20 protein-coding genes are annotated in these 26,253 nt (G+C 59.4%); 9 read left to right on the forward strand and 11 right to left on the reverse strand.

The genetic code is table 11. From position 1 onward, the window contains the following. The first annotated feature begins 35 nt into the window (after positions 1-35). Together ACK41V_RS05415 and ACK41V_RS05420 are read left to right on the forward strand one after the other, a co-directional pair. A complete protein-coding gene (locus ACK41V_RS05415) occupies positions 36-3,245 on the forward strand; it encodes an IPTL-CTERM sorting domain-containing protein (RefSeq protein WP_409778910.1) in 3,210 nt (1,069 codons plus the stop codon). 133 nt (positions 3,246-3,378) lie between these two features. Next, entirely contained in the window at positions 3,379-4,209 is an 831-nt protein-coding gene (locus ACK41V_RS05420; RefSeq protein WP_409778913.1) for an IPTL-CTERM sorting domain-containing protein, read from the forward strand. A gap of 725 nt (positions 4,210-4,934) precedes the next feature. Here ACK41V_RS05420 and ACK41V_RS05425 read toward each other — a convergent pair. The 6 genes from ACK41V_RS05425 to ACK41V_RS05450 form a co-directional block, all read right to left on the reverse strand. Then, positions 4,935-7,262: a S8 family peptidase gene (locus tag ACK41V_RS05425; RefSeq protein WP_409778915.1), complete on the reverse strand. Its 2,328-nt coding sequence runs from the start codon at positions 7,260-7,262 to the stop codon at positions 4,935-4,937. A 694-nt stretch (positions 7,263-7,956) separates the two neighbouring features. Continuing rightward, the gene (locus tag ACK41V_RS05430) at positions 7,957-8,316 is read right to left on the reverse strand and encodes a DUF4150 domain-containing protein (RefSeq protein WP_409778918.1); all 360 of its coding nucleotides are present in this window, start codon (positions 8,314-8,316) and stop codon (positions 7,957-7,959) included. Positions 8,317-8,339: 23 nt separating this feature from the next. Then, positions 8,340-9,326 (reverse strand): hypothetical protein, encoded by a 987-nt coding sequence (locus tag ACK41V_RS05435; RefSeq protein ID WP_409778921.1) that lies wholly within the window; start codon positions 9,324-9,326, stop codon positions 8,340-8,342. After that, complete coding sequence (locus tag ACK41V_RS05440; protein ID WP_409778922.1) at positions 9,326-10,354, reverse strand: hypothetical protein; 1,029 nt, start codon at positions 10,352-10,354, stop codon at positions 9,326-9,328. Before ACK41V_RS05440 ends, ACK41V_RS05435 begins: the two co-directional genes overlap by 1 nt. 128 nt (positions 10,355-10,482) lie before the next feature. Then, complete coding sequence (locus ACK41V_RS05445) at positions 10,483-11,595, reverse strand: DUF2169 domain-containing protein (protein ID WP_409778925.1); 1,113 nt, start codon at positions 11,593-11,595, stop codon at positions 10,483-10,485. 17 nt (positions 11,596-11,612) lie between these two features. Further along, complete coding sequence (locus ACK41V_RS05450) at positions 11,613-13,931, reverse strand: type VI secretion system Vgr family protein (protein ID WP_409778928.1); 2,319 nt, start codon at positions 13,929-13,931, stop codon at positions 11,613-11,615. Between the two features lie 245 nt (positions 13,932-14,176). On the opposite strand from ACK41V_RS05450, the gene ACK41V_RS05455 reads away from it, so the two are divergent. The 5 genes from ACK41V_RS05455 to ACK41V_RS05475 all read left to right on the forward strand — a co-directional run bounded on the left by ACK41V_RS05455 (position 14,177) and on the right by ACK41V_RS05475 (position 18,003). Beyond that, positions 14,177-15,253, forward strand: a complete 1,077-nt coding sequence (locus ACK41V_RS05455; protein ID WP_409778929.1) for an AP2/ERF family transcription factor — start codon at positions 14,177-14,179, stop codon at positions 15,251-15,253. A 127-nt stretch (positions 15,254-15,380) separates the two neighbouring features. Beyond that, the gene (locus tag ACK41V_RS05460) at positions 15,381-16,085 is read left to right on the forward strand and encodes a hypothetical protein (RefSeq protein ID WP_409778932.1); all 705 of its coding nucleotides are present in this window, start codon (positions 15,381-15,383) and stop codon (positions 16,083-16,085) included. After that, entirely contained in the window at positions 16,085-16,660 is a 576-nt protein-coding gene (locus ACK41V_RS05465) for a hypothetical protein (RefSeq protein ID WP_409778934.1), read from the forward strand. The genes ACK41V_RS05460 and ACK41V_RS05465 overlap by 1 nt, the downstream gene beginning before the upstream one ends. Positions 16,661-17,132: 472 nt before the next feature. Beyond that, positions 17,133-17,756: a hypothetical protein gene (locus tag ACK41V_RS05470; RefSeq protein ID WP_409778938.1), complete on the forward strand. Its 624-nt coding sequence runs from the start codon at positions 17,133-17,135 to the stop codon at positions 17,754-17,756. Between the two features lie 55 nt (positions 17,757-17,811). After that, entirely contained in the window at positions 17,812-18,003 is a 192-nt protein-coding gene (locus tag ACK41V_RS05475; RefSeq protein ID WP_409778941.1) for a hypothetical protein, read from the forward strand. A 22-nt stretch (positions 18,004-18,025) separates the two neighbouring features. On the opposite strand, the gene ACK41V_RS05480 is transcribed toward ACK41V_RS05475, so the two are convergent. Further along, a complete protein-coding gene (locus tag ACK41V_RS05480; protein WP_409778944.1) occupies positions 18,026-19,132 on the reverse strand; it encodes a PQQ-dependent sugar dehydrogenase in 1,107 nt (368 codons plus the stop codon). 10 nt (positions 19,133-19,142) lie between these two features. Between ACK41V_RS05480 and ACK41V_RS05485 the strand changes: the two genes are divergently transcribed. Further along, the gene (locus ACK41V_RS05485) at positions 19,143-19,613 is read left to right on the forward strand and encodes a hypothetical protein (RefSeq protein WP_409778946.1); all 471 of its coding nucleotides are present in this window, start codon (positions 19,143-19,145) and stop codon (positions 19,611-19,613) included. 112 nt (positions 19,614-19,725) lie between these two features. On the opposite strand, the gene ACK41V_RS05490 is transcribed toward ACK41V_RS05485, so the two are convergent. After that, on the reverse strand, positions 19,726-19,797 hold the full coding sequence (locus tag ACK41V_RS05490; protein ID WP_409779086.1) for an H-NS family nucleoid-associated regulatory protein: 72 nt from the start codon (positions 19,795-19,797) through the stop codon (positions 19,726-19,728). 398 nt (positions 19,798-20,195) lie between these two features. On the opposite strand from ACK41V_RS05490, the gene ACK41V_RS05495 reads away from it, so the two are divergent. Next, the gene (locus ACK41V_RS05495; RefSeq protein WP_409778948.1) at positions 20,196-21,308 is read left to right on the forward strand and encodes an endonuclease/exonuclease/phosphatase family protein; all 1,113 of its coding nucleotides are present in this window, start codon (positions 20,196-20,198) and stop codon (positions 21,306-21,308) included. Between the two features lie 374 nt (positions 21,309-21,682). Here the strand turns inward: ACK41V_RS05495 and ACK41V_RS05500 are convergent, their stop codons facing one another. The 3 genes from ACK41V_RS05500 to pstS form a co-directional block, all read right to left on the reverse strand. Next, positions 21,683-23,149, reverse strand: coding sequence for an IS5 family transposase (locus tag ACK41V_RS05500; RefSeq protein WP_409778951.1), 1,467 nt, complete (start codon positions 23,147-23,149; stop codon positions 21,683-21,685). 306 nt (positions 23,150-23,455) lie between these two features. Further along, positions 23,456-24,988, reverse strand: a complete 1,533-nt coding sequence (locus ACK41V_RS05505; RefSeq protein ID WP_409778953.1) for a CHAD domain-containing protein — start codon at positions 24,986-24,988, stop codon at positions 23,456-23,458. A gap of 108 nt (positions 24,989-25,096) precedes the next feature. Next, positions 25,097-26,164, reverse strand: a complete 1,068-nt coding sequence (gene pstS, locus ACK41V_RS05510) for a phosphate ABC transporter substrate-binding protein PstS (protein ID WP_409778955.1) — start codon at positions 26,162-26,164, stop codon at positions 25,097-25,099. Positions 26,165-26,253 lie beyond the last annotated feature (89 nt).

Raw genomic sequence — 26,253 nt, forward strand, 5'->3', positions numbered from 1 at the left:
TCCGTACCAATACACACCACGAGCGAAAACCCGCAATGCCTTTGCACATACCTGTGTATTTCCTCCGTGCCCTTGCGTTCGTGCTGTGCTGCCTGGGCCTGTGGACCGCAGCGCCCGCTAGCGCACAGTCTCTGGGGCCGACGCTGTTGGGCGCACCCTCTACCCAGGTGGCAGGAGGAGGCTTGCACACGTGCGCGCTCAAGGCAGTGGGCGGCTTGCAGTGCTGGGGGGCAAACGATTTCGATCAAACCACTGTTCCCGCTGCTTTGCAAAGCGGTGGTGTCGCCGCTGTCACCACGGGTGGCCGACACACCTGCGTACTGACCACGGCGGGCGCGGTGCTGTGCTGGGGCGAGAACACAGACGGAAAAACCACGGTCCCCGCGGAGCTGCAGAGCGGAGGGGCAGCGGCCATCTCTGTGGGCACCAGCCACAGTTGCGCCGTGAGCACCGCGGGGGCTGTGCTGTGCTGGGGCGCTGGTGCCAGCGGCCAAACCACCGTTCCTCCCGCGTTGCAAAGCGCGGGGACTGTCGCCGTCTCAGCGGGCTTTGAGCACACATGCGCACTTACAACGGCTGGTGCAGTGCAGTGCTGGGGTGCCGGCGGCAGTGGGCGCACCAGCGTTCCCATTGCACTGCAGAGTGGTGGTGCAACCGCTATCGCAGCGGGCGGGATGCACACCTGCGCACTGACCACTGCGGGCGCAGTGCAATGCTGGGGGTTGAACAACTGGAGCCAAGCAGGCGTTCCGCTCGCACTGCAGAACGGCGGGGCAGTGACCATTGCGGCGGGCTTCTACTACACCTGCGCGGTGACGACGGCTGCAGGCGTGCAGTGCTGGGGCGACGACAGTGAGGGGCAGGCCACCGTCCCGGCCGCGTTGCAAAACGGCGTGGCAGCGATCGCGACAGGCGAAGGACATGCGTGTGCGTTGACGACGGTCGGAGCGATCCAATGCTGGGGGCTGGACAATCGCCAGCAAGCCACTGTTCCCAGCACGTTGGCCCATAGTGTGCGCAGTATGTCGGGCCATGACCAGCACACCTGTGCCGTGTCCACAGGCGGTGGATTGCGGTGCTGGGGTCTCAATACCTACGGGCAGACCGATGTCCCGGCCCTGCTGCTCAATGCGGGCGCGGCGGCAGTGGCTGCTGGGTACAGCCATACCTGCGCACTGACCACGGCGGGTGGCGTGCAGTGCTGGGGCTTCAGCCTGAACCGTCAGACCGAAGTGCCTACAGCGCTGCAAAACAACGGCGCTACAGCCATTGCGGTGGGTAGTGGTCACACCTGCGCCCTCACCATATCGGGTGGCGTGGAATGCTGGGGGGCAAACGTCGACGGGGAAACTGACGTCCCGCCTGGCTTGCAAAGTAGCGGTGCCATGGCCATTGCTTTGGGCAGCGGATCCACCTGTGCGCTGACGACTGCTGGCGGCGTGCAGTGCTGGGGCTACAACGTCCTGCACCAAACCGATGTCCCTCTCGGGTTGAGAACCAGCGGTGCAAAAGCAATCACGGCAGGCTCGAACCACGTTTGTGCACTCACTACCGGGGGAGGCGTGCAATGCTGGGGCTTCAACGCGTTGAATCAAGCCAGTGTTCCCGCAGACTTGCAAACCGGCGGAGTGGTGGCCATTTCGGCCGGAAACGCCTTCACCTGTGCACTGACTGCGGCTGGTGGCGTGCGATGCTGGGGAGAAAACTACAGCGGCCAAGCCAGCGTTCCGACCGGCCTGCAAATCGGCGGCGTTACTGCCATATCTGCTGGCAAATTTCATACGTGTGCATTGACCACCGCTGGCACGATGCAGTGCTGGGGGGCGAACACCAACGGCCAACTGGGTATCGACAGCGACGCGCAAAGCACCCAAGCCGTCAGCCTGGCGGGCCAGGCGCTGGTTTTCGCCCCTGGCGATGTCGGCACCCCGCTACGTGCACTGCCATTGGGCAGTCAGACAACACTCACGGCAACCTCCAATGCCGGCGGCGCATCTCCAGTCACCTTTGACACGTGGACGCCCGGCACCTGCTCGTTGAGCGGCAACGTGCTTACCGCCACGGCTGCCGGTCTTTGCGGGGTGCGCGCCTCACGTACGAGCGGGGCAGACGGCGCTGGAGGCTCCACCGCCACCGCTCCGCAGCAGTTGCGGCTGCTGGCATCGGCGCAGGCACAGCCCACCGTAGCGCTGGCTACGGGAAGCAACCCCAGCATGCCAGGGGGGAGCGTCACTTTCACGGCTACCTTGAGCAGCGCGTTTAACCCCACGGGCAGCATCACGTTTTCTTACGGGGTCACCACAATTTGCACGGAGATGGTGACAGCCGGGGCGGCCACCTGCACCACCAATAGCCTGGCTTCTGGCACGCACACTATCACTGCAGCCTACGCGGGCGATGCCAACAACGCGGCTGCCGCATCCAGCGCCCTCGTGCAGAAAGTTCTCTTTCAGCCAATCTTGACACTCACATCAGGCACTAGCACCAGTGTTGTGGGCGCCAGCATTGCGTTCACGGCCTCCCTGAGCGGTGCAGCCAGCGCTGCGGGCAGCATCACGTTCTCCGATGGGGCCATACCGCTGTGCACGAGCGTGGTGGTTGGTGGGGCCGCCACCTGCGCCACCAGCGCCCTGGGAGTGGGCATGCATGCCATCACCGCTGCCTATGCAGGTGATGCCAACAACGCAACGGCGGTGGCCGCGCCTCTGACCCATGTTGTGCAGCCCGACAGTTTGCCGCTGCCCCGGGGTGGTAACGCGCAGGTGAGCTTTACCGGATCTGCGGTGGGCTGCAATGTCGGGAACATCCAGTTCACAGCAACACCGTCGAATGGAGTGGCTGCCCCAGTGGGAGGAACCCTTCCGCTGGGGGTGTTCAGTTTCATAGCTACTGGGGCGGGCTGCAACAACGCCACACTCAACGTAAAGATCGACTATCCGGCGGGTAGCCTGAACGGCTTGCAGCCGCGCAAATACGGCCCACAAGGGGGCGGCGCAGGCACAGCCTCATGGTTCCCGCATGGAACGATCACTGGCGACTCTGTGAGCTATTCGGTCACCGACAACGGCGTCGGTGACAACGACCCCACATTGGGCGTGATTGCAGACCCCTTCGCGCCAGTTTTGCTAGCGGCGCCGGGCGGGGTAGCGTCCATTCCTACGCTCAGCCAATGGGGCCTGTTACTGATGTCATTGCTGGCAGCTGCGGTGGGCATAGCGGCTGTGGGTCGCAAAGCGGCGCCCTAGACGATGGCATGAACCTTTCAGGACCGACCCTCCCATGTGTATGGCGGCGGCTGCGCCTCTCTACTGCTACCTTTTGTCGCGGTAAGTATTGCCGGGCACCACAACCACAATAAGTCTCCAGGGAAGCATCTGCATGCGTCGTATCGTCAAACACTGCGCTTATAGCGCCGTAGCACTGAGCGCACTTGTATCCGCGCAGGCCTCTGCGGCCGATTGTGTCAATGGGACCAACACCGCCAACTGCACCGTGCCCGCAGGCGCCACCTCGGTGGTCATTGAAGCCTGGGGTGGTGGTGGCGGTGGGGGGGGGAACCTCAGCCCAGCTAATGGCACCGGTGGTGGCGGTGGCGGTGGCGGCTCCTACTGCAAGGCCACTTTCGCCGTGTCCGGCGGCACTGCGTTGGTCGTCTCGGTCGGGTTTGGCGGTGCCGCTGGCGGTTACCAGCTTGCTGGCGGCGGCGGTATACCGTCCTCGGTCACCGGAGGGAGTGTCGTCGGCCTGCAAGCCAATGGTGGTTCACCTGGGGCGCCGAATGCATCTTCGGGTCATGGCGGTAACACAGTCGCCTGCACGGCAGTAGGTTCCATCGCGTTCTCTGGAGGGCACGGCGGTAGCCATGCCATAGGTGGTGGAGGCGGAGGCTCTGCGACGCCAACAGGCCCCGGTGGCGATGGGATAGGGAGCAATGCTGGCATTGGTACGGGGTCCGGTGGGAGCAGTGGCTTCAACTCCACAGGCCAGCCCGGCTTCATACCAGGTGGTGGTGGCGGTGGTGGTGGCGGTTTCGCTGGTACCAACGCTGGTGGCGCTGGCGGTGCGGGCCAGATCCTGATGGCCTTTACGCTTGCCCCGGTTGTCACCTCGACAACCGCAGTCCCCACCTTGAGCGAATGGGGCGTGATTTTGTTATCCGGTCTTATGGCGCTGGCGGTGTTCGCCAAGTCGCGCAAACGCCGCAACTGAAGCTAAGCGAAAGATCAGCGACCCCTGCCTCCAACGCCATGTGGGTCATGGTGGAGACCGTCTGCTCTTCGCCGAATTCTGCCCCACGGCGAAGGTCGCTAGCGGGCCCTAAGCAACCCATCACAGAGCTTAGTCGGCGAGTCTGTCATCTAAAGACTTCATGAGTTCGTCAAGCCTTGGAGCCAAGCCGCATAGACAATCACGTTTTTGCTCATCCCAGGAGTTCAGATCGATGCTTGGACAATCAGGATCATGCTCTGCATAAGTCAGGATAAATCGTCGTAACTCGGCGACTAACGGATTGCGATCCATATTGTTCCTTGGCGACTTTTTACTTCTAGCTGAGTTCACGTTGCCGCAGATTTCCGGTATCCAAGCTACGCTTTCTGGCTGTCTAGTTTTGGCCGATAGTACCCATTCGCGACTGAGATGCGAACGGCTGCAATCGCTGCGGAGCTGCCATGAGTCTGTAGCGACGCCCCAGGCTGGTTTCGGTGCCTCGCGCCAACTGGAATGAGGGACAGCTTATTCCGGAGGCGACCCTCATTTCCTTCCACCTCTTCAGAAAGAGTTGGAATATCGGCTTCCACTGTACTAATGAGGGGATCTGATCAGAATTGCCTCGGCACAATCGTCGAGTTCAGAAGCATTTGCCGTGTTGTAGGCCAGCGACGCTATCCTGGCTGTCCGCCTCCGCCACCGCGGGGGGCATGCCGCATCTCACATTAGCGTGGGAAAAATCCGCTGATGAAGTCCACCGTGTCGGACGCAGCTTCACCGACCGTGTCGACAAAATCCTCGATGGCTTCGCCAGCCTGCTCGGCGGTCTCCTCCACGGCTTTGCCGGCTTTCTCGATGACTTCGTCCTTCTGCCGAAGCAGTTCATCAATATCCTGCTCGATTTCCCGTTTTACTCGGTCGGCTTCCTGCTGGACCGCTGCGACAGCGCCTTTCGCGCCGGCGTCAACCGCGGCCCAAACCTCGCCCAGGCCATCGATGGCGTCATCAAGTGCCTGCTGCCCGGCGGCCCAAAGCACTGCGGCCTGGCGCTCGGCACCATCCTTCTGCTCGCCGATCCAGTTGACTAGCTCCAGGAAGCCGTCATGGAAAGCGACTAAACCGTCGCTGATGCCCGGTACCAGGCCGCTAACCATACCGGGCGGCTCTTCGATATCCGCCGCAGGAGGCAGCGGTGCCCGCAGCAGCGCTTCCGTGTCGAGGATTCCGGGTCCGTAGCGCCCGTCATCCCAGCCGGATGGGGTCCGTGCCGTCGCCTGCAGCAGGTGCCTGAAAACCCAGGCCAGCGGCACGCCTTGCGGCCGATAGCGCTGGATCAGCGCGGCGCGACCATGATGAGCCAGCCATAGCGCGGCAGCGCTCGCCACCAACGGCGCCGCAAAGGAAGTGCCGGAGGCACATTCCAGCGTCTCGCGACGGGTGGCGCCCGCCGATCGATTGTCCTTCGGCAGATAGTCGGCGATCCATACCGCATCGGCCGGTGCCGAGATGTCGACATTCGGTCCGTAGTGCGTCTCGCTCCATGGCGCCCCGCCGGGGGTACATCCGGCAACGGCGATGACATTGGCATAAGCAGCGGGGAGCACCACCGTATCGTCGGCGACGACGCCGATCGCGGATGCCACAGCGGCCGCGCCGCCGGCAACATTGCCGAGATAGGTCTGGCCGACAGCCGCGGCGATGATGATGTCGTGATCGCGCACGGCCTCGTCGATGATCTCGCGTACCTCGTCGTGCATCAGGCCGCCGATGCTGAGCGAAATGACATGGGCATTGCCGTCGATGGCGTCACGGATGCCCCGGATCAGATCGTTGTCGAACAGCCGGAACACCCCGAGCCCGCTGACGCCGCGCGAACTGATCTCGGCCGCGGCGGTGTCGCTGATGAACTTGATCGGGAGCACCGTGGCCCGCGGCGCGGCTCCGGTCAGCTGCCCGAATGAGTCGCGGATGCTGCGACCGGGAACATGCATGCGCGTCCCGTTTGGCCAGGTATTGAAACGCAGGTCGGCATCGCTCACCGAGCTAACGAGTTCGAGGCCATCGGCTTCCTTGCCGCCGAGGATGACCGAGCCCGTTGCTGTCCCGTGCGAGATGTTCGGCGAATCGCTGTCGCCGTTTCGGATCGAGTGCTTGGCGCTGGTTCCGCCGCGGGCGCGGGTGATGACGTTGATCGAATTGGCGACGTCAATCCGTTCGACGTTATATTGCGAATGATCGGCCCAGCCGGTATCGATATGGGCAATGGTGATGCCTTCGCCCAGTGCCCGGCCTCCCGCTGCCGGCTGTAGCCGGTGCGCGCGGGTGGTGCGGGTGAGATCGAGGTGCCAGTCGAAATTGCGTTCCGCATGGGTCGCGGCGGTTGGCGTCGCGGCGAAAAGACTGGCCTGCAGGCCGCTGACACCCACCGAGCGGAACAGCTTCGATTCGCGCAATGCCCAAGCCAGGTTCAGGATTTCGGTCCGCACCTGCTGGTGCGCGATCGGGAAGGTGACGGAATAGCTGGTGACCGCGCCCTTGGCCAAGGGTATCCGGCTCACGCCGATGCGCGATCGAGCGAGGTCGACTGCCAGCGCCTTGGCGAGGGTGTCTCGGAAGATCCTCCCGTCGGCCTCGGTGCTTCGGACGATCAGCGTGGCGACACCCGTCGCCTGCGCGGCTCGGTCTGCGGGCAGGGCCGCCCGTTGCAGGAAAGCCGCGATAACTTGCGCGGGCGTGCGCTTCGCCCTGCTGGTGAACGCCGCCTTGATCGCCGCTCCCTTTCGGGCACGCAGCTTGGCGATGCGATCGCTGGCGGCAGCGACCTTCGTGCTGCGCTTGCTCACCATCACCGCGCGCAAATTGGTGACCATGCCCTGAGCCGCGATGCGACTGGTATCCAGCGTTGCCTTGGCCACGGGTGCCGTCAGCAGCGCCGAAATCCCCGGCGATTTCAGGTGCCCAATCAAAGCTTTCGAAACGAACGCCCCGTCGACCAGCCCGGCCGAACGGAAAGTAGAATCGCGCAACAGATTCAGCCGGCGAGGTGTGGGCACGTGAAACTCCTGTTTTGCTGGCGGGCTATGGTCCTTAATGAGACTAACATGGCAGGCGGTCGCGCGCAAACTGCAGTCTCTTGGTCAATTGAAGCTGGTTCGAATGGTCCCCCTAACTTTGTGGGACACCTGCCCTTAATCAGTGGCAGATCGACACGTTTATGCGGGGGACGCGCAGGTGTCCCAAAAACTTAAACAGCAGTGATCCGTCTGGTGTAAGGGGAACAGTCGTTCGACCTCAGCGAGCCGATGTTCGGCGTGGGCCAACGGGCGTGCTCGCCCCACAGCCACCACGGTCATCGGCTAGTTCCGCAGCACCCCGGTAGCCGCCACTGGCGGCGAGGCTGACTGCATGGTCGAGCGACTCCAATGTGTCCTTGACCGTGAGCTCAAGGGCTAGCGACCATCGACAGCAACCGCTGCAAAGCGAACTCCCGCTGCATCTGGTGCTAGTCACTGGCACGATCCTGTAATCCACGAATCGTTCGAACTTGGGCGAAAGTCGAGCCACCTGCGCTGCTATGAGTGACGAATAGGAAGCGTGATCAAGCCAAAATCCAAGCGCTGGACTGCTAGTTCTCTGAGCCACAACCATAGGGCAGCGCTGGCGCCTGAACGTAAGCGAAGCGCTGTGCAGACAGCCGACCGTTAGTGACGCATCTCGGACTCACCCGTCATACAAGAACAGTCTCTATCACGGCTTGCGCCAGTTCATCCACATCTTGTCCCCTGTGCGGACGATCTGTCGCCCATTGACGTAAACGGTGGCGCTTTTGTCAATGTTGTGGCTGATCTGAACATGCGTGTCGCTGGCCACTCCCTTCCCAGCACCCGGCTCGTCTCCGCGCACGTTGTCAACATAGCTTTCATTGTGCAAGTACGCAGCCTTGCCCCGAAAAAAAACATTGGGCGAACATTGTTCGCTTTGGTCCATTTGGTGCGTGATGACATAGGGCACGGGATACCCCTTCTTGCTGGGAGTCAAGCATACGTCCGGCAATAAATTAACGAGTACGAATCGGTCGTCTTTGGCTGTTGCAGCTTCGTTGGCCATCGGGGGCGGTCTCGTGTTGTGGCCTATCGGATCGGGGGATTGTCGGGATGATGAATCCGCTCCCAATTTTGCCCATCGAACCGGGCAATATCTTTGGGTCCAATGGACCACAGTACCTTGTCATAGCTGTCCACGATATTGGCATCTTGCAGTTCAGGTTTCAGGTTGGTCTTGGTCATCTGAATACCCGCACCGTGGTTGGCCGGGTCATAGACAAACAAACCCATGTTGGAGGCCAAATACATTTTCTCCTGGAACTTGCACACCGACGTAAAGAGCTGGTTGTCATCCACTGTGGAGAGACTTTTGAATCCATCTTGCGCGTTGCCCAGAAGCAAGGTGCCATTGGCACCACACATCCAGATGCGATTCTCTGTTTCCACGTACATGTTCACGATTCGCTCCGCCACAGGGGGCAGTGCGATCTCGCGCCACTGGTTACCGTTGAAGAAGAATGCTTTGGGAGGCAACCAATCGGCATGCTGGTAGCCGGCGGCATAGATGGCGGCTTCGTGAGGGCCGTTAATGACCGACAGGGCAATTCGGTTTTTTCGCTCGGTTTTTGCGTCCTGAAGCAGACCCATGTCGATGTGCCGCCAGTCGTTGGGCCCACGCCGCTGGTAGACCTGCCCTTTGTATCCGCAGGCGTACAAGTTATCGCCGATCTGCTGCACATCGGCTAAATAGCCCCAACCACTCGCGCCTTCGCTGAACACACCGGCGCCACGAATTTTTTCCAACAAGGGGGCGTGATCGCCGATGTAGCGAACATCTCCTTCTTCAGACAGAACTACAACATCATCAAAGTCCTCATGCTTGGGCCCAAAGTAAGTTAGCGAAACGGCGCGCCAATCTTGATCATTGCGTCCCCACTGGGGATCGTAGTTGCTGTCATAGCGAGCAACGCGAGTAAAGCGAGCAAAAGTGTCCAGCGCGTCTCCTGCACCAGACAAGTACACGCTGCTATCGGTAAAGGCCATTGCAGTAGTGAAAGTAAGTTCAACGCTCATTACTTCTTTCGTCCTCCTGTCGGAGGTTTACGGTTGTTGTCGTTGGCTGTGCCACCGCTCTCCAGATGTGCTTTAGCGTCGCCCTCGGCAGGCTTGCCCGCACCATTCATAGAACGGTTATCGTTTTCGTAGTTCGGATACGCCTTGCGCACCTCGGCTTCAATCTGCGCCTTGCAGTCAGGCCGCGCCGCGATCGCCGCATTCATGGCAATAGGCACTGCCTCACTGACAGGAATCGTACCGGGAAGTCCGTTCTCGGTGCTCTTCGCTGCTTCGCAGATTTCATCGTCGCACTGATGCGCTGTGTTGTGTTCTGAGCCCTGGGTACCGGCGTTGCCCTGCAAGCAAATGGATGGTCCCCCGCCAAAGCTAGCCATCCCAGGAATACGCCCGATACCTTTACTACCTTGCTTCCGGTTGCTGGTTCGGGCAAGCGTGTCGGGGATGATGTGGTGGGCCTGCTGGCCAACGCTGCACTTATTCTTGATCTGCGCATAGGTGCCGACGATGCAAGGCCCTCCCGTACCCGGAATGTAGCCACCCGCGGGGCCCGCCCCACCACCCTTTTGATTGCCTTTGCCACCGCCCCCCAGCCCTGGCACCTTCTTCAGCACCATATTCGTCAGCAGCCGCTCTCCCAACGCCAGCGCTGGCTGCACAAAATCAGGGGTCTTACCATCAGTAATCCAGCTAGCTGCGGTGTCGAGTGCCGTAGCCGCAGCATCCGTACCCGCGCCCACGCCCGCCACTACCCCCCCAGCCGCGGCTGCTGCGCCGCCAGCTGTCGCCATGCCAGCCCCCACCGGAGCTCCAATGCCTGTCGCGGCCACCACGCCGCCCGCCGCTGCAGTTGCACCGCCTGCCATCGCCACCTTGCCACCAGTGTCCATGGCATTGGCGCCAAAATCATGCAGAGCTTGGGATACGTTGTCTTTGTAGTATTGCGCTGCGTCTTTGGTCCCTTGTTTGAGTTTGTCCCACCAGTCTTCTTCCTGGGTTTCTGGCCGGGTGCTGGGCGAGCTCAGCAACGGGCTTGTCTTGGGTAGGATGCAGCCGATGCAGTTGCCCATGTCCCCAGGGCGGGCGTAACTGTTAGGTTTAACCTGGGCTTTGGACGTAGCTGTGGCGCCGGTCGATAGGGATAAGGGTGGCGGGCTCATGCTGGCACCGGTCCTTTTCTCAGCTCCAGCACGCGTGCGCCAAACTGGGCGGCAACTTGGATGCGCCACACGCAGGTCAGCGTCATGGCCTTGAGGTCCAAAGTGACAGTGTCGAGCCGCATGGGCAGCGGCAGTACGGGACCTAACTGCAGGCGGACCACTGCATGCACTGCGGGCAGGGGCAGCAGACATTTGAAGAGTTGCTGTCTGGGCACTAGGCCCGCCAGGATGATTTCTTCTGCGCCGTTAGGGTAGGAGATTTGCTGGTCTTCAGGCGCGCAGTTCCAGTAGCCAAAGTCAAAGTCTTTGGGCAATCTGGGCCAGCGGCTTTCTTTCCACGCTTGGTCGTAGGTCCCGCCCTTTTGGCGCCGAGGTAGCCACCATTTGCCCACTGGCCCTACGCCTACAGGGGTGTAGCGCATGGAGTTTGCTGCGTCAGCATCGAAAGGCTGATCGAAGGTCTCAATCTGTGGGCCACGCATTTCGTCAACGTGGGTCTTCTTGAGCCATGTTTTTTCCACCCAGCCACAGCCAACAGGGTTGGGCTCGTAGGCTGACCAAGTATCTGGCTCCTGGCCCTGCGGCATTTGCAGCGGCCATTGACAGGTGCCACCGTAGGCCAGCTCCCAGCGCAGGGGGACTTCGGTAGCTTTGTCGGGTTCAGTGACTTTCCAGCCCAGCACGCCCTGCTTGATGCGGCGAGGGCCCGTGACTGTGAAGACTTTTTGCCAGTTGCCTATGCGCAGGCCTGCGGGCCAACGCTGGTGCGGCTGTCCTTCAGGGGCATACGCCGTGGCGTGTGCCAGCAGGATGTCGCACTTAGGTTTGTACGGCGCAAAGTCGCTTTCTTGAATGCAACTGCTGGTATTGGGATCGGCATAGAACTGGTCGGCATCCACCAGGGGCGCCTGGGACTGCGCCAACTGCGGCGTTCCATCGGAGCCCAAGCGCCTAAGGTCATAGGTCACGCGACTGGCAATGACGTGAAACACCTCATCGCCGGTATCGATCATCTGGAAATACTGGCTCTCGAAGGGGGTATGGTTGCGCATCTCCGCGAGAGGTGCTGCCTGCACCGGGGCAGGCATCAGCAGGTCGGGTCCGTTCATGGTTTCCTGCTCAGTCGTCAATTCAGATCAATACGCTCAGATCCCACACCAACGTGTTTGGAGCCGACGATGTCGATCTCCTGTCCATTGAGACTGATGGTTCCATCGGCTTTCATCACCATCACGCTTTGACCCACTTGGAGCGTGATGCTGTCGGGCTCCATGGTGATGTTCGATGTATTGCCTCCGCCTCCACCGCCAGATGACTCACCCGATGGCGCCACGATGTGCATCGGCCCGCCAGCTCCGTCTGCCCCACCAGCTGCGCCACCTCCCGCGCCACCGCCGACGGTCAGTTCGTACTTCTTGCCCACTGTGGTGCTCTTGTCAGTGCCGACCTTGGTGGTCTGTGTTTTGCCGACCAGTGTGGCCATGATGGCGCCGACGTTCAGGTTGTAGGCGACACCCACGTTCTCCATCCGGCCCACGCCCACGTTCTGCATGTATGCAATGCCCACCGTCTCGGTCTTGAACTTGCCCACCTTGATGGACCAGTTGTTGCCGATCTTGTCTTTTTCGTTCTTGCCAACCGTCTTGGTACGGTTGATGCCGATCTTGAACGTCTGGTTGTCCCCGATATCGACGCTCTCGTTGTGGTCCACCCGCTCGGTCCGGTTGCTGTGAATGGTGATGGTCTCGTCACCATCTACTTCTTCAGTGCGCCAGCCGTGGACCGTGATCTTCTCGTTGCGGTCCACAGTCTCCGTACGGTCGCGATGGATGGTGTTGGTCTCATCCCGATCAACCGTCTTGCGCCGGTCGTTACCCACCCATTTGTCTTCGTCGTTTTCGACTTCGGTGAGCTGGTCCTTCTGCGCGTGAATCCACAACTGCTCTTGGCCCGCTTTGTCTTCAAAGCGCAGAACATTGGCATCGCCAGGGCCGTTCTTGAGCCCAGGACCAGATGCACCGCCTTTGCTGGAGCGGGTCTTGATACCCGTTTGGGTTTGGTTACCCGGCAGCTGCCATGGGGGCATGTTGTCGGCGTTGTAGACCACGCCGACGATGATGGGACGGTCTGGGTTGGCGTCAATGTGGTCTACAAGCACTTCCATGCCAATCCGTGGAATCGCAATGGCACCGAAGTTTGACCCAGCCCAGCTGCTGGAGAAGCGCATCCAGCAGCTGGATTTTTCATCCATGGCGCCGATGCGGTCCCAATGGAACTGCACCTTGACGCGGCCAAACTTATCGCAATAGATCTCTTCTCCAGGGGGGCCCACCACCCACGCTGTCTGCAAGCCTTGGGTGCGCGGTTTGGGGGTGATGCGAGCAGGTCTGTAGGCCCGACTTGTAGGTAGAGCTTCTATTGCAAAGCGCTGTGTGGAGCCCTTGCTTGCATCGCTGACCTGCACGTTTTCGGTGAAGTGGTACGTCACCGACGTAAGCAGGTACTGAACGTTCTGGTCACCACGCGGGTAGTTGCGCAAGGTCATGAAACATCCGGTGGCGCCCACCAAGTTCCTTGCGTTGCCTTGCGCTGCAATTCGCTCATGCGTGGCAATGTGCTCTTCTACGCGCACCTTGGCGTAGTGCTCACCATCAGCGTAGTCTGTGTACTGACCCGGAAACTCATAAATTTCGAACGCATCGTTGGCATGCCCAGGCGGCATCTTGCGCATGGTGGCCAAGTCGGCGCGCGGCTTCTTAAAGTCAAAATCATCCGTCAGCACGCGACCCGATTGCAAGCCTTGTGTGAAGTCCCAGTCATCAAGGCTTTCTTCTTTGGCGAAAGCTGCTTTTTCTGGCGGATAGAACGGCAGCCCGCCCCCAGCCATGGGCTCATGAGAACCAACAACGTCGTCGCAAAACACCAGCGTGTGGTTGCCACTGGAATGCTTGAAGTGGAAGTAGATCCCGAGGTCTTCTGCCAGGCGACACACCAGGTTGCAGTCGCTCTCTGAATACTGAACCAGGTACTCCACCGGAGGATAGGATTTGGTGAGCTTGAACTCCATCGGCTCACCGTACTTTCCGAGCACATCCCGAATGATGTCCGGTACGGTCATGTTCTGGAAGATCTTGAAGTCGCTCTTGCGTGTGGCCAGCCACAGCCAAGGACGCATCTCCAAAAAGTAGCTGTACTTGGATGCGTCTTGACCGCGCATACCAAAGCGGCTGACAACACCGTGCAAATACCGCTTGCCGCCGCCATCTGTCTCCACCTCAATAGAGGCCGACTTTCCGAGCAGCGCCTTCGGGTCCACGCTCTTGGAGTCGCTGATCACCTGAACATTGAACGCAAACAGCTTGCTGATTTCTTCCGTTCCATGCAATTGGCGCAGTTGCAGGGTCTCGCCCAACGGGGTATTGATCTTGGTGCGGCGTTGGCTCATAGGTCAGCGGTAGTCAGTGGGACAGGCAAGAACGAGTCAATGCCACGGGGCCGACGGATGCTAGCAGCGAGGGTCATCGCACCTGATGGTCAAGTTGTTAGAAAGAAGTCGTTTTTTGCAACTGATGGAAACAGTTTGAAATGAGTTATCAAGCGTCTTGGTGAGTACACGGGCTTTTTGTATCCTTGCGCACCCGAGAGCCTCGTTACTCAATTTCTGTCCGGATCTATCGCTGTTTTGCACACGTGAACAAGCCCATCACCCCTGAAAATTTGACCACCGAGCAGCAGGTGGCGACGCCATCTTTTTTGGCAACGGAGCGCAAGTTCTATGGCGTCTATCGACAAGTGTCTAGGGTTGGCTCAGTGGCCTGGCGCGTCTGCTTGGCCCGCCGGGGGCGTTCATATGCCAAGACGTTTTCCGTAAAGCGCTACGGCAGCAACGAGGCCGCTGTGCAGGCGGCGCTGGCCTACCGCGACAAGCTGGTTAGCGAACACGCCATGGTGAGTCGGCGCGAGAACCATGTGATCCTGCGAAAGAACAGCCACTCGGGCGTGCCGGGGGTGAGGCTGGACCAATCGCGGACACCAAACAGATGGGTGGCCGACATTCGCTTGCCCCAGCAAGGCTCGGTTACGCAGACGTTCTGTGTCAGGAAGTTTGGCTACGAACAAGCGTTCGAGTTAGCACTGCAGGCGCGCTTGCAAATGCTCGGTATGGTGGTGGATCAAAAAACCATCCGCTCGCAATGCGATCCAGTATTGGTCGCCTTGGCACCGCACCGCGTTGTGACCGATGTAGTCGTTCCGTTGACTTCAGATTTCGTGGCACCTGCGCCCCGCACCAGCAGTGAAATCCCTGGGGTTTTTCACTTTCTGTACAAAAGGCGGCGGCCTGACGGTAGCTTGTTGGAGAGCCCGATGTGGGCAGCGGAATACCGCTGGCCCGACAAGACCATTCTGAGGCGCACCTACTCTGTTGCGCGCTTTGGGGAAGAAACGGCCAGGCAGATGGCGTTGGACCAGCTCGCTATGTGGAAAGAGACTCCACCTTCTAAACCCATCAAGGGGGCCTCGCGCAAGAAGCCCAATGGAAGCAGAAAACCAATCTGCAGCGTGCAACGAAAAATTCAGCGCTCTCGTTCCCATGGCGGCGCTCTGGCTTATTGGCAAGTGATCTACCGGTTCCCTGATGATGGTCAGCAGCGCACCGCCACCTTCAGCGTGTCGCTGTATGGAGAAGACGGAGCGTACGAGCGTGCCGCGCGGCGTTGTCAACTGTGGCAACACATGCCACCAACAAGACTTTCCACCACCAAATAATCTGACCGCATCCCGTGCTTTTACGGCGCTCTTGGAGCAAGTTGGTGCCGGTGCAAATGTGCACAGGGAAGCGGTATTCAAGCTGTCGATACAAATGCTGCTCGCGCTGAGCGAACAAGAAAGAAACATGACTGAGTACCTTCGTCCTGGCCCCCTTGGCACCTCTGAACACGACACAGCCGGAGAGTTTTCCAAGATTCGTTTGAATCGCCCCTCTCACAGCTTCATTGGAAAGGGGCAGGCGCCAGTGCTTTTAGGCACCCACTCCAACGACGAGGAGTCACGGCGGCTTCTGAAGCGACATCCTGCACCTGCTCGGAATTTGCCAACAGAACCAGATAGCAAAGCTACGAAGGCGGCGCCTAAGAACGAGGCGGGGCCGTCCTCCACTGCCGATGTGCGGCCCCACTGGGGCAATGAGCCCAGCCTCAAGCGCATCGCTGATACAGATGACAGCGTGAAGGACTGGTTGCGCGCCGCACTTTCAAACCGCAATGAATACCAAACTCCTGGGTTGTGGCTGGCCGCACGACGCGAAGATGGTCTGGACCGCTACGACAACAATCTGGCCGCGGCAGAGCGCTTTGCTATGGCGGCAGAGGGGTTCTGGGATGTCTTTCCCGGATCGCAAACCATGGCCATTGCGGGAAAGCAGCTTTTGCAACAAGCGCGCATGAACATTCCCGGAGCAGAGGCAGTTCTGGGTAAAGCAGGCTCCAGCAACCCAGAGTTCACAGAGAAGTGGGGGCAACTCGGCAACTCATATCACCAGTTGGGCTTGAAGCCGCAAGCCGCCTGTGAGGCGGCGTTGACACACAAGTTCTCCCGGTGATGAAAGTGGCATTGGCTGCAGCCGAGGCGCGCGAAGAAAAGGGCCACCGTGGTTCCAAAGTGATGTGGCTTTTGGCCGCGCTTTTAGTACTCTTTGCTGTGGGGAGTGATTTGCTTTTGCAAGCGCCATTGGCCGGACTGGTGGTTTCGGTGCTCGCTCTGCTGTGGACTGCTGTGGCGCTCGTCACCAGCCTGGTCAAGCGTCGAGGTATTTCGCCCATATTGAGCAAACACAAGGTGTCTGCCATTCTCATCGGCACCTACTTCGCCAGTGTGGCCTGTGGCCTCCTGATCAGTCGCTCGGTCATGAACGAAGCGCAGGCACTGCGAGTAGAGATTCAGCAACGAGCAAAACCAGGCGACGACAAAGATAAACAAGAGGCATACGCCTCGTTTTGCGCTGCACGATTGAATGGCCGCTGCGGGTGGATGAACTACCGCATCATCTACTCGCCGGACGCGATGCCTGCAGGTGCCAATGTGCCAGGCACCTTGGCGGTGTTTCAGTTCTTCACCGAGAGAGTCAGCATCGCCATTGAAACCGGCGCAGTTGTGGATAGGCGTAGCGTAGATTGATGCAATGCTCAACGGCCTGTAGCGGCACCTTGAGGTAAGCCACCAAAGCGATTAGATGGACCTCAAGGTCGTTCGCGACAACCTGGGTCACGCGAACATTTCGACGACCAACACATACCGGCATGGCGAGGACAACACGCACCGTGACGTCAACTATAAGGTTGGTCGGTGCGATGAAAGTGAGCAGCAGGAAGCATGATCAATTGCAAGTTCCGACCAAGTTGCTATTTGTCAGCCCGATGGGTATCGTCTTCAACGTGAGAGACCTGAAATAGAAATCGGGAGGCGGTGCTTTGGCTCAAACCAAGTGCAAGCGGCTTCTGCCGCATGCGGGTGAATTTCTGGAGCACCTGTAGAAACTGACCACTCAATGAGAGGTTCAGTGCTGAAGTGCTATTTCCAAATTCGCTCACTACTTGGCCCAGGACAGTCACTACACTACCTGGACAACTGCTCAAACAGAATTATCGTGATGCTCAAAGCCGCCCGATTCGTCGTCGCTAGCGTAGGCCTCTTGAACGGCCTGCGCCGAGGAATAGGTCTTCTGATGGCAGCGGCGCTCCTCGCAGGCTGCGACACCCCCACGGTTGCCGCGAACACGGCGCCCGCCAGCGCCGAGCGGGCCCACCTGCCACTACTGCGCGGTTGGTTCGAAGGCAACGAGGTCCTGTACGTGACCACAGATGCATCCGATGCAGAAGTGGCTCGCGAACATCTTGCGAACTATGTGCCCCAGCTCGCGCATGCACTGGCTGACGTACCCACCACTGCAGGCGGCACCCACCGGCCTGGTGCCACTGCGCGCGTGTATGGCAGCACCAACTTTCGCCAGCCCAGCGTGTTCGCATCAGCACCCGAACCCGTGGGCCATGCCAACCTTAGTGCGGCTTATAGCCCTCTGTGGCAACTGGTCAAGGTCACCTGGCGTGACCCCTCGCAATCGCGCACCTTGCGCTCGGAGGAGGAAGTGCTGGATGCTGCAGACAAAGGGCTGGTGGTGCTGGAGGTAACACGTGTGGTGCTCAACTGCCCCATCATTCATCGTGGTGCATTGGGAGTATTGCCAGGGGTGGCGGTAGATGGGCGCACGCCCTGAAAGGAAAGTTCTCGAAAGCTACGAGAAGAATTTCCGTCACGTGATACCAATACCCATGCGCCGTGACCATCGTCGCACCCGCCTCTCCCAAAGCAGCCAGTTGCATTCACATGAAGTAGAGGCTGCTTTGCGCGGACCTGTCGCCACTTATTTTTTCCCAATGAACGCCTCCAATCAGCGGCCTAAAACGTTGGTCAACGGTGAGCATCCGCATGTGAAAGGGAATGATCTCAGCAACACCGACTGAGTCGGTCGAAATCAAAAGCCGTTCATGGAACCGCCGGAACCACTCTCAGCACCCGCCCATTGGGACTGTCCGTCAGCAGGTACATCGCACCGTCAGGCCCGGTGCGCACGTCGCGGATCCGTTCACCAATCTCCTGAAACAGCACTTCCTGCGGCCCCGGTACCCCCTTGACCATGGGCACTCGCCGCACGCTTCGTTCAACCAGCGCCGCGACAAAGAGACTGCCGCGCCATTCCGGAAACATCGACCCTTCATACCAGGTCAGCCCGGCCGGAGCGATCGATGGCGTCCATTCCACAAGCGGCGGCAGGATGCCGGGCAGGCTTCTATACGGGGTGATGCGTGAGTAGGTGTAGTCGATGCCGCCCGTGGTGATGGGCCAGCCGTAGTTGCCACCAGGCTCAATGCGGTTCAGCTCATCGCCTCCCCGTGCGCCATGCTCGTGGGCATACGGCACGCCGTCTATCACCGCCACCCCTTGCGGGTTGCGATGTCCGAGGGAATAGATTTCCGGCAAGGCCCCTGTACGCTTCACGAAAGGGTTGTCATCCGGCACATTGCCGTCCGATTTGATGCGCATCAGCTTACCAAGATGGGTGTGCATTCTTTGCGCATCCGTGCGCTCCAGGTTGCCGTCTCCCATGCCGAATAGCAGGGTTCCGTCGGTCAGCCAGGCCATGCGACCACCGAAATGCTGAGTGTCTGCCTTGGCAGGTTTGGACGTGAATATGGGGCGCACTTCCAGCAATTGACGGCCATCAAACCTGGCACTCACCAAGCGCAGATGGTTGGCCTCAGGCGTGCCATGAGCGAACGACAACAGCAACCTGCCGTTGTTCACGAAATCCGGATCCAAAACCAGATCGAACAAACCGGCCTGCCCTCGTGCCAGAACCGGCGGCACGCCGGCCACAGGCTCAGAGAGCAACTGGGGGCGTCCATCAGGCCCCGGTTCAATCAGGCGCAACCGGCCCGGGCGCTCGGTCACCAGCATGCGGCCGCCCGGCAGGAATGCCAGCGACCAGGGGTGCACGAGCCCGGTGGCCACCATCTCCACCCGGTAGCCTGCAGCCTGAACCGACGTGGCCAAGGCCAGTACACCCACCAGGAATGCAAACACGTATTTCATAATGAGCATTATGAGTTTGCGCACCACGAACCATTCCACATCCCCCCGCTGGACACGGCATCTTGCGCCGCTGTCGCTGGCTTGGCTGTTGGCTGCGGTGTGGGGGTCTGTGGTCCAAACGCAATGGAATCTTCAGGCGCTGGTGGACCTGGGTGTGGACATTCCCGCCACCGAGCGAGCCAGCGCTACTTGGCAAGATTTGATCAGCTTCGCGCCTGTATATGCCGGCATCCTGGCCGCTGGCTGGCTACTGGCGCTGCCCGTGGCACTCCTGCTGGCCCGGCGCTGGCCTGTTTGGCGCAGCCCCCTGCTGGCGGCGGCGGCCGGGGTGGGTATGGTGGCCGCAGTGCGCACAGTCGATGCGGTGGCGCCAATGCCTGTGTTCATCGACGCGACACGGCATCTACCGGGTCTTTTGGCAATGGCCACGGGCGCTGTGATCGCAGGGTTGCTGTATGCACTGCTCACGGCACGGGAATGATCTCGGCGGACCCACGTACGCTAACACCAGCTTCTATGTTGGCGCTGACAAAAGCTAGACAAGCACAACTACGTTACAGAGCCGCGGCGCAACAGACGTTGCGAGCGCCAGATCAAACCGCAAAATCTTCGCGATTTCTCCCTTCGATCCATTTAGGCGCCCTGCCCCTATCGCTCCAACCCACCCCAGACTTCGGATCCCGTACTTGGCCTCCACCTCATTGCCCACCGGCCTCCAAGGAAAGACCTGTTGCGCAGTGAATCCGAAATCAGCAATCAAGTTGTGAACGGTATGGAGCACTTGCTTGGCTTACATCTTGCGCACCGGTGCAATCTGCTGATCTAGCAGGTCTTTCTGTTCGAGAAGCTCTTTTTGTGGGCTCATGCTTTTCTGTGTGTGGTTACGTTCGGTCGGATGAGGATGTCCCGGAACCATTTGTTGTCATTGCCGGTGCGCGCACTTTTTCATTGAGTTGTCACGAGCATTCGGTGAAGCTGCTTGCCGTCCTGCGTTCAGTGAAAATGCGCTGTTGAAATGGCGATTCGCTGCTTGCTGGACACAATCCACCTGGAGGAATACTCAATGCGTCTTGCCACCTACAACGTAGAAAATCTCTTTGACCGCCCTAAGGCCATGAACATGGGCACTTGGGACGAGGGTAAAGTGATCTTGGAGGACTTTGCGGCCTTGAATCAGCTTTTGGGTGAGCTCAACTACACAGCTGTTCGCAAAAAGCGTATGGCTGAGTTGATGATCCGCCTCGGTCTGGAAAAACAGGACGAGTCAAAATTCGTCATTTTGCGCAGAAACCGTGGCCATCTGCTCAAACGTCCTGCAGTTGGCGGGATCGAAATCACAGCCGAAGGTCGGGCGGACTGGGCAGGATCCCTGGAGCTCAAGGATGAGCCGGTCGATGAAGTTGCGATGCGCAACACAGCCCGAGTCATCCACGATTTAGGTGCCGACGTCTTGGCTGTTGTGGAGGCCGAGAGCCGTCCCGTTTTGGAACAGTTCAACCAGCAACTGCTCAAGGCCGTGGGTGGAACACCCATGCGGCACGTGATGGTTATCGACGGGAACGACAGTCGTGGAATCGATGTGGGTTTGATGACAGGCGCCAACTATCCGATCGGCCTGATGCGCAGCCACGTAGACGACCGAGATAGCAAGGGCAACGATATCTTTTCACGAGATTGCCCTGAGTTTGCGGTCCAGCTGCTCGGTGGCCAGACTCTGCGGGTACTCGTCAACCATTTCAAGAGCAAAGGCTATGGTGGGAAAGCCGCATCAGACCTCAAACGCAAGACGCAGGCCCAACGTGTCGCCGAGATTTACAACGAACTGATCGCAGGCGGAAACGCATTCGTTGCAGTGGTGGGCGATTTGAACGACACCCCAAAGAGCGATCCGCTTTCTCCACTGCTGCAGGCGACTGATCTGAAGGATGTTTCCGCGCATCCTTCATTCGATGATGGCGGATTTCCCGGCACGTATGGGCTGTGCAATGCAGGCAACAAAATTGACTATATCTTGCTGTCTCCAGCGTTGTTTGAGCGGGTGCAGACGGGAGGGATGATGCGCCAGGGCATGTGGCCCGGTTCTCGACCTAAGCGATGGGAGACATATGACGATCTGCTGGACCCGAAGAACGCTGCTTCTGACCATGCTGCGCTATGGGTGGATCTGAATCTCTAAGAAATTGCGGCCACTGCCCGGTATCCGCAGATGGCGCTCAATGACACATGTCGCTTGATGGGGTGGCGCAGGAGCTTGACCGGTGATCTCGCAGTGATGCTATCCACTGCCAACTGATGGAGCCAGCTCCGGCAAATCAGCTTCCCGCCAGAGGGCTGCGGTTTTCACCTATGTGATGATCAATCCAGGCGCCCACTGCTGCAGCCAATGCAGTCCGGTCGGTGGTGTTTTCTTTCGCGCTTACCAGTTGCTCTCTCAATTCAGTTCTGATGAGTCCAGCTCGCCTTCTGTGCTCATACAAAGCGGCACGGTCATTGATCGCCAGAACTTGCTCTTCAAGTTCACCATGGCTTTCATAGTCGGCCCTGCAAAATTCACCCGACCGACCACCCCAGCCGGCCGACGCCAGTATTTCTCACCCCCGTCACCGCGGCGAGCGCTACAGCCAGCATTGCGAGCAGCGCAAATAGCGGCGAAAAAAGGCCCCGCAACCCCAGGCGCACGATGGCCCGCAGCAGCCATCGGATGTTGTAGCCCGCAGCGCATAGCACCGCGTGTAGCGCATCGCCGGTGGCGCCTTGCAACCAGCATCGGTCCATGGCGTTGTCGTGCTTCAAGTGCCCGATGGCCGGCTCCACCGCCTGGCGTCGCTTGAGCCAGCGCCGCTGCTGATCCGTCAGGCCCTTGAACTTGCCCCGGTGGATGATCTCAACGCCCGGGTTGGCTGCACCCACACCACGAAAGCCCAGGTCCACAACGACCTGCTTGGGCTGGGCACCGGTGTCCTCTGTCAGGATCGTCGCCTGCTCCAGTTGCTCGGCCAGCGTGTGGCCGTCGTAGGGGTTGCCGGTGAAGCTGCGCGCGCCGACCATCAGGCCTTGTTTGTGCGTGACTGCCACGCTGACCTTCACGCCGAACTCGTAGGGCTTGCGGGCCTTGCCTTTGCCGATGCATTCCACCTCGGGTGCGTGCAGTGCGTACAGCTTGTTCTTGTCCCTGGGGCGCTGGCTTCGGATGCGCTCGGCGCGTTGCATCAGCGTTTGCAGATTCGTCAATGTCAGTGCCGTGGCCTCGCTGGCCTGTTCGATCTTGCGCTGCACCTCGCGCAGCACGATGCCCAGGATCGTGCGCTGGCGTTTGACGACCTTGCGCAAGCGTTTGAACTGCTTGGCGTGGGCGTAGCCGCCCGCACGGCGGCGCAGGCTCTTACCCTCCTTGGCGAAGGTCTGCTTCAGGGCAATGCCCGCGCGCTTGGCCGCAGCCACCACCTTGTGGCGGGCAATCTCCAGCAGCCGCGAGTCCACCGGGTGCGCGATGGCCTTCTCCTGCACCGTGGTATCCACAATCAGCCGCTCGAACTCGGCTGGCTTGATGGCCTTGGACATCACTGCCGTGTCGATCGTGGCCTTGAGCAGCTCCTCCACCCCGGCCTCGCCGATAGCGACGCAGAACCGCCCGATCTGCGTGGCATCGCAGGGCAGTCGCGGCTCGTAGAAGCGCATGCCGCTGAAATGCTGCCAGACGACGTTCTCGGCCCAGCGCTCCACCAGTTCTTCATCGCTGAGCTTGTAGGCGTGCTTCAAGTACAGCAGGCTGGCCATCAGGCGCAGGGGAAGGCGTGGACGGCCGGCGGCTGCAACGCCCGCGCCTGCGACCTGCAGCGACGGGCCGAACAGGTCATCTTGCGCAATGGCCCGACCTTCACGCACTTGGCGGGCAAACCGCGGCGCCAGCGCCGCCTCGATCTGCGCCCAGGGCAGCCGACCAGCCAGCACCGCCAGCGGGTGGCGTGGATCAATCATCTCGGCCAACGGCTGGCGGAAGAAATCGGCCTCGGACATCTGCAAAACTCCCAGGAATCAGGATCTGATGTGATGATTCTCCAGGGATCAAGCACCCAGCGGAACTGGCGGAAACCCAATGTTCATGCGGGCTGCAGGGGTTCTGCAGGGCCGACTTCATAGCACTCGGCAATGTCTCTGAGCAGAACGTAAATCGCCTCATCGTTGCGTGGCCTGTCTGCGAGGATACGCAGCATTTCCCGGCTCAATTCCAGCAGTGTGATGTGTTGCGCATCTAGCAGTGCATTTCCGACACTCAGGCGTGGGGTCCAGAACGGTAATGAAGGCATCGGCGCTACTTTGTGATCAAGATTTGCTTGGCTTTCGGAGTTTTGGCAAGTCTCCAATTTTCAACAGCGCCTTCTCACAGCTAGAGAGAGTCGACTTCTGCCGTGCCGCCAGCCAGCCCACTGCGAACCACGCCCTGGCGTCTGTCAGCGCGATCTGTCGATATAGAGAACCTGCCACACGCTCGTCATTGAGACGCCCCAGTGCCGCAAGCGCTGGTTTCAGGCTATCGAGGAAGCGTGCGCCCTGGGTATCCAACGCTGGCGCAACGAACTCCGTGAGATAGCGCAAGCGCTTGAGACGTTTGCGGAGACGATGCTGCTCATCGACAGACAGCGTAGAAAATTTGCGCGCAGCTTTATTGACCTGCGCGTGAAGGCGTCGCAATCTCTTTTGAAGAAGGCGGCGGGGATCCGCGACATCTTGCGCGCCCTCCTCGCGCAGAGAGTTGGCATGACCCTGCACGGTGAAGGCCATGAGTTCGATCAGCGCCGCTTGGAACGCTACGGTTTTCACGATGGCAGCGGCGGAAGTATTAACGTCATCTTCGGCCGACGCCGCCAATTCGAAAGCAGGTGCGCCTGCTTTATGAAGTTCAGACGAAAGGATCGTCAGGGCCTCACCGCGGTCACGCAGAACGCCCAAGCGCTGGAACACATCCACCAGGACAGGTTCCCAAGTTGATTGAAAGCGTTCAGGGGACAGGGTTTCAAGCTCACGCAATGCCGTGCGCAAACGGCGGATTCCGATGCGCAACTGATGCACGTGCTCTTCATCGGAGGATCCCTCCACGATCTCGCTGACATTCCCCAAGATCTGCTGAAGGCAATTAGCGAAAACAGCCCGCTGCAGCGCTTGCCCCGTCAAACTAAGCAGCGTTGTGCCGTCCGTACGCATCGCTTTCGCCCTGGTGGCCGGTCTCATGACTTGCCCAGCCATCAATCGCTCGCCACGCTCGGCTTTGGAGACCGTACTCAGAAAGAGTCCATGCCGAGCCGCCCACCGCTTGGCGATGCTCTCCAGACCGGATACAGGCCCCTCCTTGAGTTCGAACTCCAGTTCGCAGATGCGCGTTTCGCATTGTTGAGGCGTCCCCCGGTGGGCGACAACTTTTCCCAAATCGAGGGCCAATTCGACCAGACCACCTCGGAAGCTGATATCCCGGGTCAGCCGATCCATCTCCGTGCTGTAGGTTTCAACGAGCGGTGTCTTGTCTGCCGTCAAGGCTTCAAGGAGCTGCGTGCCCGCCACAGTACCTGCGTGTAATTCAGGATTTGGCCACGGCTGGTGGGCCGATGCATCAACACGCCCCACAGTCGCGTTGTGCTCTTCCCTGTCCAATGGGCCCTCACCCATTGCTTTAACGGTTTGGACCCACTCGTCACCCTCCCGGCGCAGCCGAAACGCAATACCTCGGCTCGCCAGCGCTCCTTTGGGCGTGTCGAAATAGTGGGCCTCCATGCGGATCAGGGAAAATTTGTCCCGTCGCACAGCGATCAAAACAGCTGCCAGGCGTTCTGGCGGGATGCAGAACTTGAACTCGATTTCCATGGTGGGTCTATTCCATACGGATGACTGCGAGTCTATTGGCAAATGCAATCAGCATGGTTTCGAAAAATTATCATTTCACCGATAAATAGCCAACTAACTTTGTGATAATTATTTCCTCTGAGCCTCGGATGATATTAAGCTTAATCCTAAAGGAGTTCCTGATTTGTCTCGAATAGTAGTAATGGCGCGAAAAGCAGTGGCCTGAACGCGATCTGGCAAGCGTACAAAGTTATTTTCTTGTACCAATGTATCCCCATTCAGGAATGACCAGATGATGAACTTAAGTGCTGAAGTCGTTTTCTGCGGATCCTGGGGTATTTTTGGGAAAACCACAAAAGTGCCCATTGTGATGGGCCAAACGCTCTTCCCTGGTTTCTGGGTAAGGGTGCTCTGGAACGTCCCGGTGGAGGCCCATTCACTGTTCGCCAGCGCAGAGCGGAAAGCATCAATGGAGGGGCGAATGAAAACTCCGTCTGCGTTTCGCACCTGTACAGACGAGAGTTCGTACTCTGCTACGTAGCCAAAATCTACGTAGCCGATAGCGCCCACCGTATCGCGAACACCTTTGGCGACGCCATCGCTGCCTTTGAACGCAAAGAACCCTTCGGGCCATTTGATGCTGGTTTTGGCACCATAGCGAGCCCGCCATTTTGGATCGACTTTGCCAAGGTAGTCAGCGAAGTTGTAAGTTGTCCCTGAGCCGTCTGACCGCACAACGACCTTGATGGGAATATCTGGGAGCACCAAGTCAGGGTTCAGTGAAGCTATTTCAGGTGAGTTCCAGCGATTGATTTCGCCCATAAAAATTTGGCTCAGTACCTCTCCCGTCAATCGCAGTTGCGCGCTCTTGACCTTGGGGAGGTTGACGACCGGGCTGATGCCGGTGATAGCCACAGGCAGAGCAATCAATCCGTTGTCGATGAGGTCTTTTTCCGAGGGATATACATCGGTAGCACCGAACCCCACTGCTTGCTGCTGGATCTTCTTCATACCCGCGCTGGAGCCGACTGGCTCGTATTCAACGATAGAGCCTGTGGCCTTTGTGTAGGCCACAGCCCAGCTGCGGTAGATAGGCGCGGCAGCCGATGAGCCCGCCCCGGTGACCAACTGCGCGGTTGCCGCTCCGTGATGTGCCAGCAACGAAGCCAATACAAACGTTAAGTAGATATATTTCATATATTTTTGGACTTCCAAACCTGGAAGAGAAATATTTATTTAGGTGCACGTTAAATTTCATGCCCGTCGTAGTCCATTAACTATTTTAT

It is taken from the genome of Acidovorax sp. (assembly GCF_046291265.1).
Classification (GTDB): domain Bacteria; phylum Pseudomonadota; class Gammaproteobacteria; order Burkholderiales; family Burkholderiaceae_C; genus Acidovorax.